A 20643-nucleotide genomic window follows, 5' to 3' on the forward strand; every position below is an offset into this window, starting at 1 on the left:
TAAAAAATAAATCTGAAAATATAGATTGAAAGGGGAAAACGAGCATGCAAAGATCTGTTAAAAGAGTAGCTGCAATTCATGATTTATCTGGTTTTGGAAGAGCAGCGTTATCTGCTGTTATACCCGTTTTATCCACAATGAAAGCACAAGTTTGTCCTGTTCCTACAGCAATTTTATCAACCCATACAGGAGAATTTGAAGATTTTAGCTTCGTAGATTTAACAGATTCTATGGAAAGCTATATTGCTCATTGGGAAAAACTCGGAATAGAATTTGATTGCATTTATAGTGGTTTTCTAGGATCGACCAAGCAAATTGATATTGTTTCAAAATTCATAGATATATTTGGAAATGATCAAAATTTAAAGGTCGTTGATCCAGTTATGGCAGATAATGGTGAACTTTATACTACCATGAGCAATGAAATGATTGAACATATGAGGCGATTGATTCAAAAGGCAGATATCATAACACCGAATTTTACGGAAGCAGCCTATTTATTAAATGAGCCCTATACAAAAGATATTTCAGAAGATACAATCAAGCAGTGGCTTATGAGATTATCAGATATAGGTCCGGAAATTGTAATTATTACCAGTGTTCCACATACAAAAATCAGTAAAAATACAAGCGTTATTGCTTATGATCGAAAATGCAATAAATTTTGGAAAGTAAGCTGCTTATATATTCCAGCGTTTTTTCCTGGAACAGGAGATGTGTTTACCAGTGTATTAGTGGGGAGCTTATTACAAGGAGATAGTTTACCCATTGCATTAGATCGAAGTGTACAGTTTATTACATCTGCGATTCGTGCAAGCTACGGTTGTGATTATCCACAAAGAGAAGGGGTTTTATTAGAGCGGGTGTTAGAAAACTTAAAAATGCCTGTGATTGTAAGTAGTTATGAATTGTTAAAGTGAAAGCTGGGTTCCTAATAATAGCATTAAATCTAATGCTATTATATTTTTGTATAAATGAAAACCACCTGCTATGCGGGTGGTTCTAAAAAGCTTTCAGCGGTGAGTGGAAAAGAAAAAACTCCTTTGTTAGAATTGTATTTAGGTTTGCCGACCAAATACAGAACAAAGGAGAATGCCCAAATGGACAAGAATAGTTTAGCACATACCAAATGGAATTGTAAATATCATGTTGTGTTTGCACCAAAATATAGAAGACAAATAATATATGGAAAAATCAAAACAGATATAGGAGTAATACTACGAAAGTTGTGTGAATACAAAGGTGTAGAAATAATAGAAGCTACTGCATGTCCAGATCACATTCATATGCAGGTGAGTATACCACCAAAATTGAGTGTGTCACAATTTATGGGATATTTGAAAGGTAAAAGTTCGCTAATGATATTTGATAGACATGCAAATTTAAAATATAAATATGGAAATAGGCAATTTTGGTGTAAAGGATATTACGTTGATACTGTAGGAAGAAACAAAAAGGCAATAGCAGAGTATATAAAAAATCAGCTTCAAGAAGATATAGCAAGTGATCAAATAAGTATGAAAGAGTTTATAGACCCGTTTACGGGTGAGCAAGCAAATAAAGGCAAGAAAAAATAACCCCTTTAGGGGTAGCATGAGAAGGCACAGCGGTTGGCAGACCATTCAGAGTGTCTTAAGACACAGCAAGTAACATGCCCTTATAGGGCTAGAGCAAACCACCCGTTATACGGGTGGTCCTGATTTTTGATGTATTAAGAAGTCTTAGAAAGAAATTTGATAGCAAAGCTCTGCTTTTTTATAGAAAAACTTGAGGAAAAATGTAGAAATTGATATAATTTAAGGAATTAATAGAGTTGATGAATATTAACAAAAAAATAAGGAGGGGAAAAAGGATGATGAAAAACAAAAGGAAGCTATTATCTATTTTTATGTTGTTGATTATACTTGGTACAAATACTTTTGTTGGCTATGCGACTACAGAAGAACCAAAGATTATAACAATAGCAGGAAATGGAACAGCAGGATACGGTGGAGATGGGGGTCCTGCAACAGATGCAAGCCTAAATATGCCTTATAATGTAGTTTCAGATGGAAATGGAAATTTATACATACCTGATCAAGGAAATAATCGCATAAGAAAGGTGGATACAACAACAGGAATCATCAGCACTATAGCAGGAGATGGAACACTAGAATATGGAGGAGATGGAGGGCTTGCAACAGCTGCAAAGCTTAACACTCCAGGGGATGTAGACGTAGATAAAAATGGAAATATATACATAGCAGACTCCTATAACCATCGTGTGAGAAAGATTGATGCAGAAACAGGAAACATCACTACAATAGCAGGAAATGGAACAGCAGGATATGGAGGAGATGGAGGGCTTGCAACAGCTGCACAATTAGATAGGCCTTATGGTTTAGCAATAGATGAAAAAGGAGGCGTATACATAGCAGATTACGTCAATAATCGCATAAGAAAGGTGGATACAACAACAGGAATCATCAGCACTATAGCAGGAGATGGAACACCAGAATATGGAGGAGATGGAGGTCTTGCGGTAAATGCAAAGATTAACACGCCAGCTGGGATCGATCTAGATAAAGATGGAAATCTCTATATAGCAGAGTCAGGGGGCCATCGTATAAGAAAGATTGATGTAGAAACAGGAATCATCAGCACTATAGCAGGAGATGGAACACCAGAATATGGAGGAGATGGAGGGCTTGCAACAGCTGCTACATTGAATAGACCTTGGGGAATAAAGGTAGATCAAAATGGTGATGTCTATATAGCATGTAGAAGTTCGCACCGTATAAGAAAAATAGATGGTACAACAGGAATCATTAATACCATAGCAGGAAATGGAACAGGAGCATATGGAGGGGATGAAGGCCCTGCAACAGCTGCAATGTTAAAATACCCAACGGGTGTAGATATCGATGAAAATGGAAATATCTATATAGCAGATAAAACCAATCATAGAATTAGAAAGATCATAGAAAAAATAAAACCTATTGTAGCATCTGTAGATGTACCTGTAGATGAAAATTATATCACAGGGACAAACCTTGAGTTTACAGTGAATTTTAATGAAAAGATGATGATAGATATTAATGGAGGGACTCCTTATATACCTATTACTTTAAAAACAGGGGAAACAGCAGCAAAAACAGTTTATGCAGAATATGCGAGTGGTTCAGGGGAGAAATCCTTGCTGTTTCAATATGAAGTAAAGAGCGACGATCAAGATTTAGATGGAATCAGTATCGGTACAGATATTATAGCGAATGGAGGAACATTAAAGGATTATGCTGGAAATGATGCGATTCTTTCGCTCAATGGTGTTGGCAGTACAGCTAATATATTAGTAAATGTTAATACAGCACCTACAATCAGTGATATACAAGATCAAACGATAGACGAAAATACTACTACACAGTGGTTAAGTTTCACAGTGGAGGATGTGACAACATCTGTATATGATCTAGATGTAACAGCAACATCAAATAATCAAAGTTTAGTTCCAGACGATCATATTGAATTAGATGGAAGTGGGGGAAATAGAAAGCTTAAGGTAACCCCACTGATAGACCAATTTGGGAGTGCTATTATTACTGTAACGGTAACGGATCATGAATATAGCACAAATGAAACATTTACGCTAAATGTAGTGGATAAAGATTATGAAAAACCATATGTAGTAAGCACAACACCAATTGGAAACCAAACAGATGTAGCAATAGATACCAATATCTTATTGACCTTTAGCGAAGGGATAATCGCAAAAGATATGCGTTTATTATCTATAAAAGATAGTAATGCAACGGTGATGCAGTATACCTATACCATAAATAACGATCAGTTAACATTAGATTTAAATAATGATTTACAAAAAGGGATGACATATACAGTAAAAGTAAATGAAGGAACTGTCATGGATGATGTGTATAATAATAATCTTCAAAATGAATTTAGCTTTACAACGATCATGCCAGACAACACAGGTGGAGATAATATAGCGCCTACAATCAGTGATATACAAGATCAAACGATAGACGAAAATACTACTACACAGTGGTTAAGTTTCACAGTGGAGGATGTGACAACATCTGTATATGATCTAGATGTAACAGCAACATCAAATAATCAAAGTTTAGTTCCAGACGATCATATTGAATTAGATGGAAGTGGAGGAAATAGAAAGCTTAAGGTAACCCCACTGATAGACCAATTTGGGAGTGCTATTATTACTGTAACGGTAACGGATCATGAATATAGCACAAATGAAACATTTACGCTAAATGTAGTGGATAAAGATTATGAAAAACCATATGTAGTAAGCACAACACCAGTTGGAAACCAAACAGATGTAGCAATAGATACCAATATCTTATTGACCTTTAGCGAAGGGATAATCGCAAAAGATATGCGTTTATTATCTATAAAAGATAGTAATGCAACGGTGATGCAGTATACCTATACCATAAATAACGATCAGTTAACATTAGATTTAAATAATGATTTACAAAAAGGGATGACATATACAGTAAAAGTAAATGAAGGAACTGTCATGGATGATGTGTCTAATAATAATCTTCAAAAAGAGTTTAGCTTTACAACGATCATGCCAGACAACACAGGTGGAGATAACAACACAGGCGGTAGTAGCACATCTAGCAGTGGTGCAAGTAATCCTTCTTCATTAAAAGATGTAGATGGGGATGTAGAAGTAGCTAAAACAAAGAATGATGTTTCGCCAACAATCGATTTGAGTGAAGATCGTGATGCTAAAGCTTCAGTAACGCTAAAAACAATCAAAGAAATGAAGGAAGCAGATAAGACAATCGTTGTGCAAAATAATGGCGTAAAAGTAGAGTTTAAGCCAGACTCAATACAAGCAATACAAATCAAAGAAACACTAGAAAAAGAATTGAATAAAGAACTAGACTATGAAAGTGTACAGGTGGTGTTAGGGGCAAAAGAGATAGTAGCATCTGAAAAAGAAGAAATTCTAAAAAAATCAAACTTAGGAAAAAGTGAAGGACTATTCGAAGTAGGAGGAAAAATATTTGATTTAACAGCCAATATAGTCAAAGAGAAAAATGGTGTAAAAACAGAAGAAAAAATAGAACATTTTAATCAACCTGTAGCAGTAACGATAGATCTATCAGATTTAAATTTGAAAAAAAAAGATATAGAGAATTTAACAGGCGTGAGATATGAAAAGGATGAAGAAGGAAATATTAGACCAATAAAGCTAGGTGGAACCTACCATGAGGATCTAGCAACAGGAAGAAAAATCTTCACCTTCTATACAGATCAATTTAGTCTATATGGGGTAATGAAAGCAGAAAAAATAACCAATATTCATCTAACTATAGGCAAGGAAGAATCAACAGTAAATAATATAAAAAAAATAAATGATGTAGCACCAGCTATCATCAATAATAGAACCATGGTTCCTGTAAGGTTTGTAGCGGAAAATTTAGGTGCAGAGGTTACTTGGATAGAAGCAACAAAAAAAATAGTAATTCAATTAGATGGAAAAGCACTGAATCTAACAATAGACAAGCCTTTAGTAGGTTTGGATACGCCACCAACGATTTTGAAAGACCGTACTTTTGTACCATTAAGATATGTAACAGAAAACTTCGGTGCAAATGTAATGTGGTTTGCTAAAGAAAAAGCTGTGCATATTGTGAAATAATCTCAATAAAGAATAGATCCAGATAGATAAAGGGATGGGGGTAATCCATCCCTTTTAAATTAATGAAAATTGGGTTATTATCATTGAATCGACAGAGATTATATGCTAAACTAATCTTAGTTGACATGGAAACAGTCAAACTGAAAATTTGTTTTGCTGAAAAGTGAATAGCTACAATGATGTATTTTGCACTGATCCTTTGGACAGGGACGAAAGAAATTATGAGTGGGAATATCTTTGAACATGGAAAAGCTTTTCATGCGTTCAATGTTATTGTTTTGCATCTTTATACCCTTTCTGTCCAATAATAATTTTAGGCAGAGAAGGGTATTTTTATTTGAAATTTCATGGATGAAATCAGAAACTATGATAGACACATACAAAATTTTAATAAGGAGAGGGAGGAAACTATTGAAAATAGGGTTCATTGGCGCTGGGAAGGTAGGAACGGCATTTGGTATATATTTGAAAAACAAGGGGTTTCATATTCATGGCTATTTTAGCAAAACTTTGTCGTCTGCACAAAAGGCTGCTAAACTTACGGATAGTGTTGCCGTTATAGATGTGAATGAACTTATAAAGCATATAGATATTTTATTCATTACCACAAAAGATGATGTGGTTGAAAGTGTTTGTAATAATCTAGTAGAAAAAAGAAACCTGTCTAAAGGAAAAATACTTGTACATATGAGTGGTGCATCTTCTTCAAATATTTTAAAAAAAGCCAAGGAAGTGGGTTGCTATATTTATTCATTACACCCCCTTCAAGCTTTTGCAGAGGTTCAAAAATCTGTAGAAGATTTAGAAAACACAGTTTTTAGTATCGAAGGAGACATAGAAAAAATAGAAGTAATGGAAAATATATTAAAAACCCTTGGGAATCATTATTTTAAGCTGACAGCAGAGCAAAAGGGTATTTATCATGCAACAGCTTGTGTTGTATCGAACTATCTCGTTACGCTAATGGATTATGGATTATCTTTATTCTCCTCCATTGGGATCGATGAGAAAGAAGGATACAAGGCGTTATATCCCCTGATTGAAGGAACCATCAAAAATATTGATCATTTAGGAACCAAAAATGCATTAACAGGACCTATTGCAAGGGGTGACATAGGAACGATTGAAAATCATATGAAAGTAATAAAAAATATAAAACCGCAAGATCTTACATTTTATAAAATGGTGGGATTAAAAACAGTAGAATTAGCAGAAAAGCAAACAAGCAGTGACAAAAATAAATTAGAGCATTTAAAAAATATTTTAAAAGAGGTGGACTAAATGTCAAAAAAATTTACAGTAAGTTCTTTTCAAAAAGCAAAAAAAGATAAAAAAAAGATTTCAATGCTTACAGCTTATGACTATTCGACAGCAAAGCTTTTAGATCAAGCAGAAGTAGATAGCTTATTGGTAGGAGATTCGCTAGGAATGGTAATGCTTGGATATGAAAATACTTTGCAGGTAACGATGGAGGATATGGTTCATCATTGTAAAGCAGTTTCAAGAGGGGCAAAACGTGCGATGGTGATCGGCGATATGCCATTTTTATCTTATCATATAAGTATAGAAGAAAGTGTGAGAAATGCAGGGAGACTCATTCAAGAGGGTGGCGTGCACGCAGTAAAGCTTGAAGGGGGAAGAGATGTTATTGATCAAGTAAGCGCGATTGTGAAGGCACAGATTCCTGTTATTGGACACTTAGGCCTTACCCCTCAGTCAATCAATATGTTCGGTGGATTTAAGGTACAAGGAAAAAACGAAGAAACTGCAAGAAAAATTCTTGAAGATGCGATGCTTCTTCAAGAAGCAGGCGTTTTTGCTATCGTACTTGAGTGTGTGCCTGAAAAATTAGCAAAGCTTATTAGTGAAAAGCTAGATATTCCTACAATTGGTATTGGTGCAGGAAAATATTGTGATGGACAAGTTTTAGTAACACAAGACATGTTGGGCATGTATACAGATTTTACACCTAAGTTTGTGAAGCAATATGCAAATTTAAATGAGGCAATTATAGATGCTACAAAGGCTTATGTGAATGAAATGGAGGAGGGCATATTCCCAAGTAAGGAGCATACATTTCAAATAGATGATGAAGTGATTGAGAAGTTGTATTAGTGATAATTTATTTTATATAAAAGTTTTATTGAATCTATGTGGAACAGGGAACGAGTCTCTGTTCTTTTAAATTGAAAAATATTCCATATTCCTATAAAATATGAATAGGAGCGGTTAGGTTATGTTAAATTTCCCAGACTAGTACGCAAAATCTACCACATGTGCATAAAGGTGGGAAAAAATATTTTATAGAAATTCAGACCTCCTAAAATATGGCTTGTGTTACTTGGAAGTATGATAGGTATAGAGGGTGCACTAAAGCTGCTTAAAGGTATAAAAAATGAGATAAGGGAAGATGCCATTTATACAAATAAAGGAGTTTATAAATGGCATGAAATAAAGAAATATGAGTGGATAAAAACGAAAAAAAGAGAAGTTTATTAAAATGTGATCTAGCATATAGCAGTTTACAATTTCGTTAAAATATAAAGGATATGAAAAAGTCTTCATAGAATGATACTAAGAAGATGGGTTTTAGCAAAACTTTTATAACAGGAGGCGAATAATGAAACATTTAAAAAGTAATAAATTATACGAAAAAATTTCTGAACATTTACTACATTCTGATTTTATAGCGTTGTGGGCATTAGAGATAGAATTTATTTATAAGCATATAGAAGATAAGACTTTTCAACAAAAAATAGAGGAAATGATTGAAAAGAAAGATTTTAGCTGTAAGGCTGTACTGGGGTTATGTAACGAAATGATGGATTTATTGGCAGAAGAGGATAGGCCTAAGAATTGGTTGAATTATATCTATCAATTTGTGCTTAGCAAATCTTTTCCGAAAGCAGTGGAAATTGAATTACGCGATATATTAAATAAACCTTGTATTATCTATTTAAATATATTAAGAATGGTTTCAGAATTTGAAAAGGAAGTAGACGATGCGTTATATACGATTCGTTTTTTAACTGGAGAAGAATATGACTTGGAAAGCATGGATGAATATAAAAGATTTAAAGAAGCATTTGAAAATGAATATATCTATGAAATGATGAAATTTAAAAAAGAAGTTATAGGATATAATACATTAGAGCATGTATGTGGCGTGCACACCTTAGCGCTTTTTATAGGAAGACAACTTAAAAAAGCAGAACTTCCTATAGATTTAGGAAGAATTTCAGGTGCTGCAGCAGGACATGATATAGGAAAATTTGGGTGTAGGGTTTGTGAAAGGGAAAGAGAATCTTACCTAAAATATTATTATACAGATCAATGGTTTAAAAAACACAATATATCCTACATTGGAAATATTGCTGTAAATCATGCTACTTGGGATTTAGAGTTTGAGAATTTATCACTAGAATCTTTGGTTTTGATTTATTGTGATTTTCGTGTAAAAAAGAAAAAAATAGAGAATATGGGAAAAATGTATATATATACATTGAAAGAATCTTTTGATCTTATCTTGCAAAAGCTAGATAATGCAGATGAAGCAAAAGAAAAAAGATTGCATCGCGTTTATGCAAAGTTAAAGGATTTTGAAAATTATATGATGCATTTAGGAATTCATACAGAAATAGAAACAGAAAATAAAAAGAATATTTCAAATATCAAAAATGAACAGTATACATTGATGCAAGGAAAAGAAATTATAGAAAATATAAAATACCTGTCTATTCAACATAATATTTATGTAATGGATAAATTGAGAGATGAATCTTCTTTAAATGCCATTTTAGAGAATGCGCGAAGTGAAATTGATTTGAACAATCTTCGAGGATATCTCCATGTATTTGAGGAATATTATACCTATATGACGCAAAAACAAAAAATGATTATTATCAATTTTTTATATGAACAATTGATGCATCCTAGAGAATGTATAAGAAAAAAATGTGCAGAAATTATGGGTGTTGTAATAGCTAACTTTGATGAGGCATATAGAAAAGAAGTTCCAAAAGATGTGATCCTCAAACCATCAGAAATGAATAGCTATGTAGTGTTAGACAAATATTTGGATTTGTTGATTGATCCTGATCCACAGGCGATTATGCAGCAACGTATATACTTAGGCCGTAGTATTAGCAACATTTTTGAAACATTATTATCTAATTGTGATAAAAGTAAAATCAATGGATATATAGAAGTTTTATTAAAATATTATGAAAAGGATTATGAAGATCAAAACATACAAAAATATTTATTGGAAACTGCAAAGCATGTCCCGTTAAATGAATGTGACAAGATTTTTATAGATCAGTTTATGAACTTTATACAAAAAATGATCTTATCAAAAGACCCTAGTTTAAGATTATATGGGTTTGAAAACATGTATCAATTATTACATAAAGCATCTTTAGACAAGGAAATAAAGAGGCGATTGCAAGAAATATTTATAAAAAGTGATAATCACGCAAATGTTTTTGTTGAAAATTTCTTAAAATGGGAAATTGCACAATATTTCGCGTTAGATGAAAAAATTATTGAAAACTATAAAAAAGGTTATCGTGAAGATAAAAAAAATATCTCAGATATTTTTTTAAGTAATTTGAAAACATCTACTGAATTAGTGGTTAAAAAAGTACAAATCAACTTTTTACTTCAATATGCAATGAACCACGTAGAAAAAATTGGCCGCTATACAGCTATACACTATTGTAATATTTTGAAGGTAAGTGACAATGCAAGTATCAGAAATCACGCAGGGACAGCATTGCTTTCGATTGTCCCGCACATACCCTTTGAACAAAGAAATGATGTAGTGGTTGAACTTTTAAGAGGATTGGAAATAGAAGGATACCAATTTGCAAAGTATATCCCTAAATATCTTGGAAAATTGATGCTTTATTTAAAGCCTACTGAATTAGACCAACTCATAGAGGATTTAATTGAAAAAATTAAACAAGCCAATGCACAAAGTAATACACTGCTTCTTAAGACAATGGGTGTAGCAACTCAAAATTATCATGTATATAAGGATTTATTTGAAGAAGAAGAAAAAAATTATGATATGCGTCTTGTAAAGATGCTGAGTGTTTTACAAAATGGGTTGGTTCATTATAACGTTCAAGTCAAGCAAGCGGCTTTTCGCGTCATAGGGAAAGATATTTTTGGGTCAAAGCATTTGAAGCTTTCACAAAAGAATAATATCTTTCAGCTTATTGCAAAAAAGCTACTCACATTGATTGGAGAAGAAAACGAAGAAAAGATCTTAACATTTTTTATCCATGCTGCAGCATTGAAGCATATCTATGGTTTTATATCTGCGTATACCTTTTATGAGGGAGAATTAGATGTCAAGCTGCAACAGAAAGTGGCTTTTTTTCCAGGAACCTTTGATCCATTTTCTTTGGGACACAAAGAAATTGCAAAGGAAATTCGTTCTCTTGGATTTGAAGTATACTTAGCCGTAGATGAATTTTCTTGGTCTAAAAAAACACAACCCCATTTAATGAGAAGAGATATTATAAAAATGTCTATTGCAGATGAACTTGGCATTTACTTATATCCCAAAGGCTTATCTACAAATATAGCCAATGATAGTGATTTGAAGGTACTAAGAGAATCGTTTCCATATGCAGATGTACATATTGTTACGGGAAGCGACGTTGTTTTGAATGCATCTGCGTATAAGAAAGCGGTTTACCCAAATTCAATACAATCTTTTTCACATATTATTTTTGAAAGAAAGAGTACGCTTTCAAAGGATGATGATGATAAAAAAATAGATGAGGCCATAAAAAATATAAAAAACAAGGTGATTCGATTATCTCTTCCGCCACAATATGAAGATATTAGTTCTACACAGATTAGGAATTATATTGATCAGAATCGAGAGATCTCAAAGCTGATTGATCCGATTGCACAGAAATTTATTTATGAGAAAGGTTTATATCGAAGAGAACCGCAATACAAAACTTTGATGGAAACAAAATCTGTATCGGTAGAGTTGGTAAAAAATTTAGGGGGGAAGACTTTAAGTGAATTATCTACTTTATCATTTATGAATTTTGAAGAAAGTTATGCAAAACTTAAAAATTTTTCAAAAAAATTAAATCCAAGAATATTAATATTGCGTTCTATTGAGAAAAATGGCGAGATCCTAGGGGTTTCAGCTTTCCATTGGGTACGTTCCAGTATGCTTTTTAAGGAATTTAAGGATGAAAATATTTCAGAATATATAAGAAAACATGCTATTGGAAGGATTTTAGTGATGGATGGTATTTTTGTAAAGGATCAACAAGAATTTGAAAATATGGAACAAATGATGCTGACGGAAACGTTAGCTTATGCATTACCAAAGGATTATACTTATGCAGTTTACAAAAATATGATGCATGGCACTAACGCTGAATGCATCAGTGAAATATTAAAATGCCAAGGCTTTGAACAAATATGTCATGAAGAGAATCCTGTTTTTGTCGTAAGTATGACACATCCTTGTTCTTTGTATCTAGATATAGAATCTATTATAAAAGAGCCCTTCAGAAGTAATCAAAATGTGATGAAAATGGTAAGACATTCAAGAAAAAAACTTCAAGAAGCCATAACAAAGCTTTACCCTGGAAATTTGGTAATATCCTTTGATAGAAATATGGTCTATGAGAATCTCATAAAGAAAATATGTGATGAAAATAGGGTGTCTACCATTCCTACGGTACCAAGACAATTAGGAACAGATATGTGTGTTCCTTTTGGAGCAATATTAAATGGCGCTATAGTCCCTAATACAGTGACAAAATCAATGCATACAGAGAAAATTTTTGATCCAGATATGAAAAGATTTGTCATTGAGGCGTATCCGAATTATCTAGATCTTGAAAATCAGGTGAAGATGATTCATTCCTTTAATCGACCTGTCATATTGGTAGATGATCTATTAAACAAAGGGTATCGAATAAAAGCGATTGATCCTCTTTTGAAAAATGAAAAGATCAATGTAAAGAAAATTATTGTAGGGATTCTTTCAGGGAGAGGAAAGGAACTTATGGATATGCAGAATCGAAAAGTGGATTGTGCCTATTTCATACCTAAATTGAGGGTGTGGTTTAATGAAAGTTTTTTATATCCTTTTATAGGAGGAGATACTTTATGGAGAGGAGATGATTTAAAAACAAATTTGGTACCCTCTGTAAATTTGATCCTTCCATATACCGTACCTACATTTATTCGTGGGGCGAAAAAAGATACGATCTATCATTTGTCACAGACTTGTATTGAAAATGCAATAGAAATACTAGAAACATTAGAGGAAGAATACCAAAAAATAAATGAAAGAAGTCTTACATTAAGAAATCTTGGGGAAGTATTTATTGCATCAAGATATCCAGATCATGGAGAAGATATGAATTATGACTTAAGCTTACATCCATCACACTATCTAAGAAATGATTTAGAGCATTTAAGCAGACTAAAAATGCTTATGGTTGATAGGCATGAAAATCAATAAATATCTACATGAATAGTGTTCCCTTTGTGCATAATAATCACAAAGGAGTGATACTATGCAATTTTATGATGTGATTAAAAACAGATCTAGTATAAGAGCATTTAAGAACACACCTATTGAAAAAGAAAGATTAGAAAGAATGGTTGACGCTGCCATGCAATCACCTTCTTGGAAAAACAATGCATCCTATCGATTCATATTGGTAGATGATCAAAGGAAAAAAGAAAGCTTGGCTGCATCTATTATGAATGAAACAAAAAAGGCGGCAAATGCGATCAAAGAATCGCCTATGGTTGCTGTAGTTGTAGGAGAACCTCTAGATTCAGGCGTGATCCAAGAAAGAGAATATTACTTGGTAGATGGAGCCATTGCTATGGAACATTTCGTGCTTGCTGCAACAAATGAAGGATATGGTACATGTTGGATTGCAGCGTTAAAAGAGGACGAAGTAAGAAGAACACTTTCTATTCCTGAAAGCTTTAGAGTGATTGCAATGACTCCTATAGGAGAAGTGGCAGAAGTAAGAAGTCATGAAGGAAAGAAAGATGTAAGGGCGCATGTATTCTTAAATCAATGGGGAGAAGCATATACAGAAAATGATAGATATGCTGGTATTCATTAAAAATTTGTGTTATATTAAAAAAGTTTCTGCAAAATGGGCAGAAACTTTTTTAATATAACAAAAGGTAAATACTTAAAAAAATAGAAATATATTAAGATATAAGGTATGTAGCAAGAATTCACTTAAGTTTTTAAGGAAAGAGAGGGCTTTTATTTGTTAACAATTAACTGGAAACCAGATAAGGAATCCTCCATTCCTTTATACAAACAAATCATTGATTATAGTAAGGATAGGATGAGGAATGGGGAATGGACAATAGGAAGTAAACTTCCTACGCAAAGAGAATTAGCAAAGATTTTTGAGGTGAATAGAAGTACCATTGTAGAAGCTTTAGATGAATTGAAAGCAGAAGGGTTAATTGAAGGGAAAAGTGGTAAAGGCACAAGTATTGTGAATAATACTTGGTCACTACTTGCATCCATATCTCCACCAAATTGGTAGGATTATATTGCAAGTGGTGTGCACAAACCAAATTTACAGCCCATTCAGTTAATTAATAAATTGGAGTTTGAACCAAATATGATTCGGCTAGGAACAGGAGAACTTTCTCCAGAACTTTTTCCACGAAAAAAAATGCAAAGTGTATTTCAGAGCATTTCAGATAAGATAGGGTCTTTAGGGTATTTAGAGCCGAAGGGGTTATTACCTTTAACAAAAATTATCAGTGCATATTTAAAAAAACATGGGGTTGATGTATCTCCAGATTGTATTCTTATTGTTTCTGGTGCATTGCAAGCATTACAATTAATATCTATTGGAATCCTTCAGCCAGGCTCTACTATATTTGTTGAAAAACCTTCTTATATAAAATCACTAAGTGTATTTCAATCTACAGGAATGAAATTAACAGGATTATCTATGGATGAATATGGAATCCGAGTAAACGAAATAAAAAGAAGTAATAAAAATACAACACTGCTTTATACGATTCCTACATTTCATAATCCTACAGGAATCATTATGCCAGAAGAACGACGTAACAAAATCATTACAATATGCGAAAAGGAAAGAGTGCCCATTATTGAAGATGATGTTTATAGAGAACTGTGGCTAGATGAATTACCACCAAAACCATTAAAATCGAAAGATAAAAATGGCAGCGTGCTATATTTGGGAAGTATTTCTAAAACGCTAGCGCCTTGGTTTAGAATTGGTTGGTTAGTAGGTCCTGAGCCTGTTGTAAACCGTTTAGGAGATATTAAAATGCAGACAGATTATGGGTCTAGCTCTCTTTCTCAATGGGCATTAGCAGAGTGGATGGCGAGTGGATTATATGAAGAAAACATATTGGAAGTAAGAGAAAAATTGAGGATTAGAAGGCAAGTAGCGCTAAACGCTTTAGAAAGAAATTTTTCTGATATAGCCATATGGAACAAACCAAAAGGTGGATTTCGAGCATCTCTTCCAGTAGTAGATGCGAATATATTTATTTTGGGTGTAGCTTTGGCTTCTTTCTTTTGGTTTACTGGGATTACAACTATTGCATCTGTCTTTAGAAACAATATAAACATAAAAGTTATGAGATGGATTAATCTAATCTGTGGTGGTGTGATGATCTATTATGGGTTGAAGTTAGTATATACTTTTATTGTGATGATAAGATAATGCATTGAAACAAAAGAACATCTAGGTGAATTTTCAGATGTTTTTTTGTTTCGAATTTCAGAAATAATCATGGAATACAAGCATATTATTATAAAATGAAATGTTTTTTTTACAACAGATGGAACTTTTTCCATAAGGAATGCGTCTTATAATATATGATGAAAAAGAGGAGTGATAACATGAAAAAATTTGTTGCTTTACTAGTAATGATTTCATTGATCTTAGGGTCTGTAAGTCCCTTGTATGTTTTTGCAGAAAATGATCAAGTGCTTGAAAAAGTAATTAAATTAGCAAAAGAAAAATTTTATATTCCAGATAATTTTACTGAATTTAACTATGATGTACACATGCTAGATGACAAAAAAGTATGGAATATGCATTGGCATAGTAAGGAAGATAAGGATGGAAGCATAGAAGTGTCTATAAATGATACAGGGCACATCATATCTTATTATTCAAATAGATATAAAAATTATGATGAAAAGAAACTTCCTAAATATAGTAAAGAGGAAGGAAAAAAGATTGCTGATGGTTTTATAAAAAAAGTAGATGCAAACCTGTTTTCACAATTAAAATATGAAGCAGATCAGCACAACCAAATAGCAGAAGAATATGGATACCATTATGTTAGAATGATTAACAATATTCCGTTTTATGGAAATAATGTAAGAACGGAAGTAGATAGTGAAACGGGTAAAGTGACGAGTTTTTATTGTAACTGGAATGATGTATTTTCTTTTCCAAAACCTGAAAAAATTATTTCATTAGAAGAAGCCCAAAAAGCTTTCCAAGAAAAATTAGGATTAGAGATGATTTACAAATATAGATATGATGAAAAAGCAATCAAACCCTATTTAGTGTATACGAGTAAATACAAGCAGGATGCAAGTATTGATGCTTTTACAGGAGAAAAAGTAGAAATGAAGTATCCTATACGCTATGGAAGAGGAGGGAATGCAAAAGAAGAGGTCTCAAGTGATGGAGCAGCAATAGAATTAAGTCCTGAAGAGTTAAAAGCTGTAAAAGAAGCTTCAAAACTACTATCAAAGGAAGACGCTGAAAAAATAGCAAGAAATACAAAGATCCTAGAACTTACTAAATTTTTTAAACTAATGAATGCTAGTTTAAATAGGGATTGGCTTATAAAAAAAGATTTTACGTGGTATCTCTATTTCAATAAAGAAAAAGAAGAAAATGGAGAAAGCGTGGTTGATTATGTGAATGTAGGCATTGATGGAATCACAGGAAAAATCAAAAGCTTCTACCTTTCTGATCAGTATAGAGAAGATGAAAAGGCAGTATTTGATAAAGAAACCTCTAAAAAAGAAGTAGAAAAATTCTTGGCAGGTTTTGCAAAAGATCAATATATTCAAACAGAATATGATAAAGATGATTATGAAAATGCTGATGTTGAGAAGACTAAAAAGACCCGTTCTTATACCTTTACATATACAAGAAAAGTAAACAATATTCCTTTTAGAGATAATGCGATAACAGTGGGCTATAATGCAGTAACAGGAAAAATAAGAAGCTTTGATTTAAGATGGTTTGATGTGAATTTCCCATCAACAAAAAATATAGCTTCATTGGATCAAGCATATGATAAAATGTTTCAAGATATAGGACTAGAACTTCAGTATAAGAGTAGTTTAGAGGATGCCAGAGTACCTTACGAAAAGAAAGATGGAAAAATAAAACTTGTATATGCGCTAAATTCAGGAAAACCTGTTATTTTTGATGGGAGAAGCTTAGAAATACTAAACTATGATGGGAAACCTTATAAAGAACAAAAAGATATCGCCTATAGGGACATAGAAGGGCATGATGCACAAGAAGCAATACAAGCTTTGGCCAAGTATGGAATTGGATTTGAAGAGGACACATTCAAGCCAGATCAAAAAATTGTTCAAAAAGATTTCTTCCGTTTATTTGTAAAAACGCTAAACTATTATGCTTCTAATAGAAAAGAGGATGAAGCAATCAAAGAAATGTATGACTATTTAATCAGAGAAAAAATAGTAAAAGAAAATGAAAAATCAGAGGAACATTTTTTAACAAAAGAAGATAGTGTGAAATTTATGATAAGGGCTTTAAAATATGACGAAGTAGCAAAAATTGAAGGTATCTATAAATATCCTTTTAAGGATATAGAGCAAGCATCAAAAAATTTAATTGGGTATATTACCATTGCAAATGGATTAGGGATCGTAAAAGGAAATAATGATGTATTTGAGCCTAAAAAAGAAATGACAAGAGGAGAAGCTGCAATAATGATTTATCATTATCTTAAAAGATAAAGGGTTTGTTTTTCATTTTCTAATGCAGGGATAATAAATAAGCACTATCAAAATTATTGAATTTCAATAAATATTGATAGTGCTTTTTAAATATTGTATTACAATAACTGTTAGATTATCAGCAAATTATATTTTTGCATTAGACTACCTCCTGTTATATTTTTTTATTTAACATTGGAAGATTTTATAAAAAAGTTATAAAATAATAGAGAGGTAAAAATTTAAGGAGGAAAGAGAATGGTTGCAGAAAAAAATATCCAAGAATTTAAAGCAGGAGATGAGATACAAGGGTTTTTTATTGTAAAAAAAATAGAAAGAAAGTTATCTTCAAATAATAAAAACTTTTTAGATTTGACTATAATCGATCAAACAGGTGAAATAAATGGTAAACTTTGGGATTGTCAACCGGGACAAGAGGCGACATCTCCAGCAGGAAGCTTAATAAAGCTAAGAGGAAACGTAAATGAATGGAAAGGGAAACTACAACTAAAAATTAGTTTAATCCGATTGGCAAATGAAAGTGATGGGAAAAATATTAAAGATTTTGTCCTATCAGCGCCATTGAAAGCGGAAGAAATGTTTGATGAGCTATATGGGTTTGTACAAAAAATTAAAAATACAGATATAAAAGGAATTGTGGATGCAATTATTATGGCATCAAAAGAAAAATTAATGTATTATCCAGCAGCAAAATCTTTGCATCATGCCATTCGATCAGGACTTTTATATCATATATTAAGAATGCTAAGAACTGGAGAAAAATTAAGTCAAGTGTATACCAATGTAAATACAGATTTATTATTTGCAGGAATATTACTGCATGATATGGAAAAACTAGAGGAATTGGATTCAGATGAATTAGGGATTGCAGAATATAGCAGAGAAGGACAATTGCTTGGTCATATTAGTATGGGAATAAATCGAATTAGTAAGGTGGGAGAAGAATTAAGAGCAGATGAAGAAGTGATTTTATTGCTACAACATATGGTTCTATCCCATCACTATGAACCTGAGTTTGGAAGCCCTAAAAAACCAATGATTCCAGAGGGTGAATTGTTGCATTATATTGATATGATTGATGCAAGAATGTATGATATGGAGGATCACTTAAAAAATATAAAACCAGGAGAGTTTACACAGCCTATATGGTCTTTAGAGAATAGAAGATTGTATCAATCATCTCTTTAAAAGAAAAAAGAAGGATGTGCTATAGATTTGCAAGTTAAATATTTAATACATGAGTATACTTTTTGTTCATGGGAAGAGACTATATAAAAAAATAAAAAGATAAACCAAATGAGTAAAGTTTGGTTTGTTTTTTATTGAAAAATTTAGGGGCTATTGCGAATTTTTCAAAGAAGATGTGCATATATATATAGGGAAGATTATTTTTTAAAAAAGAAGGGAAAATATAGAAGATATAGAATATAATAAATAAATAGTATAAAAGTACTAATTTTATGGAGGTTGATCGTGTTTTATAACTAAATAGAACAAAGTATTTCATGTTGTTAATAGCAAACTTATCGAAAGGTAAGGACGCAAAGCCATGGGTCTGAAGATGAATTTATTTCTATGATTGCCAGGCTGCCAAAGCATGACAGAATATTTATATGCATAAAAATGTAAGGCGCCTATTTTTTATAGGCGTTTTATGCTTATTTATACTTCAAAAGGAGATGTTTACGTTGAAAAGAAAATTTTTATCCATTGCAGCAATTTATTTGGTGAGTATTTGCTTTTTTATAATCAATGTGATAAATAATTTTCCAGTAGTTGCATCACTCCTATATTTAATTGTTATTGTAATGAGTAGTACATTTTTCAATGAATTACTTTCTTCAAATATATATGTGGCCCTAATTTTAGGAATGCATTGTATAGGGTGTTTAGTAATAGATTATACCTGTATTGATGTAGGGATATATTTATTTTCTTTGACGGCTGTATTGCTTTTTTCATATTTTAAAACATTGCATAAAATTAAAGAAGAAAGGGTTGCTGTGGAAAGAAACCAATTTCAGAAAATAAGATTTAAAAATATGATGGATGCTATTTTTATTCTAGAAGAGAGTAGCTTAAGGATTGTTGATTGTAATGATAAAGCGCTGTCTTTATTAAATAGAAAAGATGGATGCATTGGAAAATGCATTAAAGAATGTATTTCTAGCAATATAATGGACAGCATCGATCTAGACAACTTAGAAAAATATTTCGAGGAAGGAAATGAAGAAATAAAAGTATTAGGTAAAAAATGCAATGATTTTTGGATTGATATGCGTATAAAAAGATTTCATGTGGAAGAAAGAAGGTATTTATTGTTGTGTATATCTGACATAACACGCCATAAAAAAAATGAAGAGGAAATTGAATACTTAGCATATCATGATACACTTACGAATCTTCCAAATAGAAGATATGGTGACGAAAAATTACAGCTAGCGATCAAGAATACTTTAAAAAAGAAAAATATGATGAGCATTATGTTTGTAGATGTAGATGAGTTTAAAATGGTAAATGATCTATTGGGCCATGCTGCAGGAGATAGACTTTTACAAGAAGTTGCCAGAAGGCTTCAAGAAAGTGTTAGAAAGGATGATTTAGTTGTACGCCTTGGTGGGGATGAATTTATGATTATACTTGAAAATATTTGTTTTGCTGATGAAGTGATAGGTATCGCCAACAGAGTTATTGAGACATTTTCACAACGATTTCGTGTAAAAGGAAGATCGTTATCTATTACTTGTAGTATAGGAATTGCAGTACTTCCACACCATGGAACAGATGTGGAAACTTTATTAGAACATGCAGATGTGGCGATGTATGAAGCAAAGCGTAATGGACGCAATAATTTTATGATTTTCAATCATGAATTAAGGGATGAATCTTTAATTGGAGGAACGATCATTTAGTTACATGCGCAGAAAATAAATAGGGA

At 32.3% G+C, this 20643-nt stretch carries 12 protein-coding genes and 1 riboswitch; all 12 genes read left to right on the forward strand.

Annotated features, from left to right (window positions below; all coding sequences use genetic code 11):
• Positions 1-44: 44 nt before the first annotated feature.
• The 12 genes from EV214_RS06665 (at position 45) to EV214_RS06715 (ending at position 20617) form a co-directional block, all read left to right on the forward strand.
• Positions 45-920 (forward strand): pyridoxamine kinase, encoded by an 876-nt coding sequence (locus tag EV214_RS06665; protein ID WP_132243989.1) that lies wholly within the window; start codon positions 45-47, stop codon positions 918-920.
• A 180-nt stretch (positions 921-1100) separates the two neighbouring features.
• Positions 1101-1577, forward strand: a complete 477-nt coding sequence (gene tnpA / locus EV214_RS06670) for an IS200/IS605 family transposase (protein ID WP_132243991.1) — start codon at positions 1101-1103, stop codon at positions 1575-1577.
• Between the two features lie 275 nt (positions 1578-1852).
• Positions 1853-5671 (forward strand): NHL domain-containing protein, encoded by a 3819-nt coding sequence (locus EV214_RS06675; RefSeq protein WP_165916282.1) that lies wholly within the window; start codon positions 1853-1855, stop codon positions 5669-5671.
• A 411-nt stretch (positions 5672-6082) separates the two neighbouring features.
• On the forward strand, positions 6083-6952 hold the full coding sequence (locus EV214_RS06680; RefSeq protein WP_165916283.1) for a Rossmann-like and DUF2520 domain-containing protein: 870 nt from the start codon (positions 6083-6085) through the stop codon (positions 6950-6952).
• Positions 6953-7786, forward strand: coding sequence for a 3-methyl-2-oxobutanoate hydroxymethyltransferase (panB, locus tag EV214_RS06685; RefSeq protein WP_132243997.1), 834 nt, complete (start codon positions 6953-6955; stop codon positions 7784-7786).
• Between the two features lie 505 nt (positions 7787-8291).
• Entirely contained in the window at positions 8292-13181 is a 4890-nt protein-coding gene (locus tag EV214_RS06690) for a cytidyltransferase (RefSeq protein ID WP_132243999.1), read from the forward strand.
• A 55-nt stretch (positions 13182-13236) separates the two neighbouring features.
• Positions 13237-13803, forward strand: a complete 567-nt coding sequence (locus EV214_RS06695) for a nitroreductase family protein (RefSeq protein ID WP_132244001.1) — start codon at positions 13237-13239, stop codon at positions 13801-13803.
• Positions 13804-13956: 153 nt separating this feature from the next.
• Positions 13957-14244 carry a winged helix-turn-helix domain-containing protein gene (locus EV214_RS19075; protein WP_243116578.1) on the forward strand — a complete coding sequence of 96 codons (288 nt, stop codon included), beginning with the start codon at positions 13957-13959 and terminating at the stop codon, positions 14242-14244.
• An 18-nt stretch (positions 14245-14262) separates the two neighbouring features.
• Positions 14263-15408, forward strand: a complete 1146-nt coding sequence (locus EV214_RS06700; RefSeq protein WP_243116579.1) for an aminotransferase class I/II-fold pyridoxal phosphate-dependent enzyme — start codon at positions 14263-14265, stop codon at positions 15406-15408.
• Between the two features lie 179 nt (positions 15409-15587).
• The gene (locus tag EV214_RS06705; protein WP_165916284.1) at positions 15588-17705 is read left to right on the forward strand and encodes a YcdB/YcdC domain-containing protein; all 2118 of its coding nucleotides are present in this window, start codon (positions 15588-15590) and stop codon (positions 17703-17705) included.
• 237 nt (positions 17706-17942) lie between these two features.
• Positions 17943-18893, forward strand: a complete 951-nt coding sequence (locus EV214_RS06710; protein WP_132244005.1) for a 3'-5' exoribonuclease YhaM family protein — start codon at positions 17943-17945, stop codon at positions 18891-18893.
• A 318-nt stretch (positions 18894-19211) separates the two neighbouring features.
• Positions 19212-19300: riboswitch (cyclic di-GMP riboswitch) on the forward strand.
• Between the two features lie 93 nt (positions 19301-19393).
• Positions 19394-20617, forward strand: a complete 1224-nt coding sequence (locus tag EV214_RS06715) for a GGDEF domain-containing protein (protein ID WP_165916285.1) — start codon at positions 19394-19396, stop codon at positions 20615-20617.
• Positions 20618-20643 lie beyond the last annotated feature (26 nt).

Origin of the sequence: Marinisporobacter balticus, assembly GCF_004345705.1 — a bacterium.
GTDB lineage: Bacteria > Bacillota > Clostridia > Peptostreptococcales > Thermotaleaceae > Marinisporobacter > Marinisporobacter balticus.

Coding starts and splice junctions, on each gene's coding strand:
- panB (WP_132243997.1), top strand. CDS start 6,953: ATGTCAAAAAAATTTACAGTAAGTTCTTTTCAAAAAGCAAAAAAAGAT.
- EV214_RS06690 (WP_132243999.1), top strand. CDS start 8,292: ATGAAACATTTAAAAAGTAATAAATTATACGAAAAAATTTCTGAACAT.
- EV214_RS06710 (WP_132244005.1), top strand. CDS start 17,943: ATGGTTGCAGAAAAAAATATCCAAGAATTTAAAGCAGGAGATGAGATA.
- EV214_RS06695 (WP_132244001.1), top strand. CDS start 13,237: ATGCAATTTTATGATGTGATTAAAAACAGATCTAGTATAAGAGCATTT.
- tnpA (WP_132243991.1), top strand. CDS start 1,101: ATGGACAAGAATAGTTTAGCACATACCAAATGGAATTGTAAATATCAT.
- EV214_RS06705 (WP_165916284.1), top strand. CDS start 15,588: ATGAAAAAATTTGTTGCTTTACTAGTAATGATTTCATTGATCTTAGGG.
- EV214_RS06675 (WP_165916282.1), top strand. CDS start 1,853: ATGATGAAAAACAAAAGGAAGCTATTATCTATTTTTATGTTGTTGATT.
- EV214_RS06665 (WP_132243989.1), top strand. CDS start 45: ATGCAAAGATCTGTTAAAAGAGTAGCTGCAATTCATGATTTATCTGGT.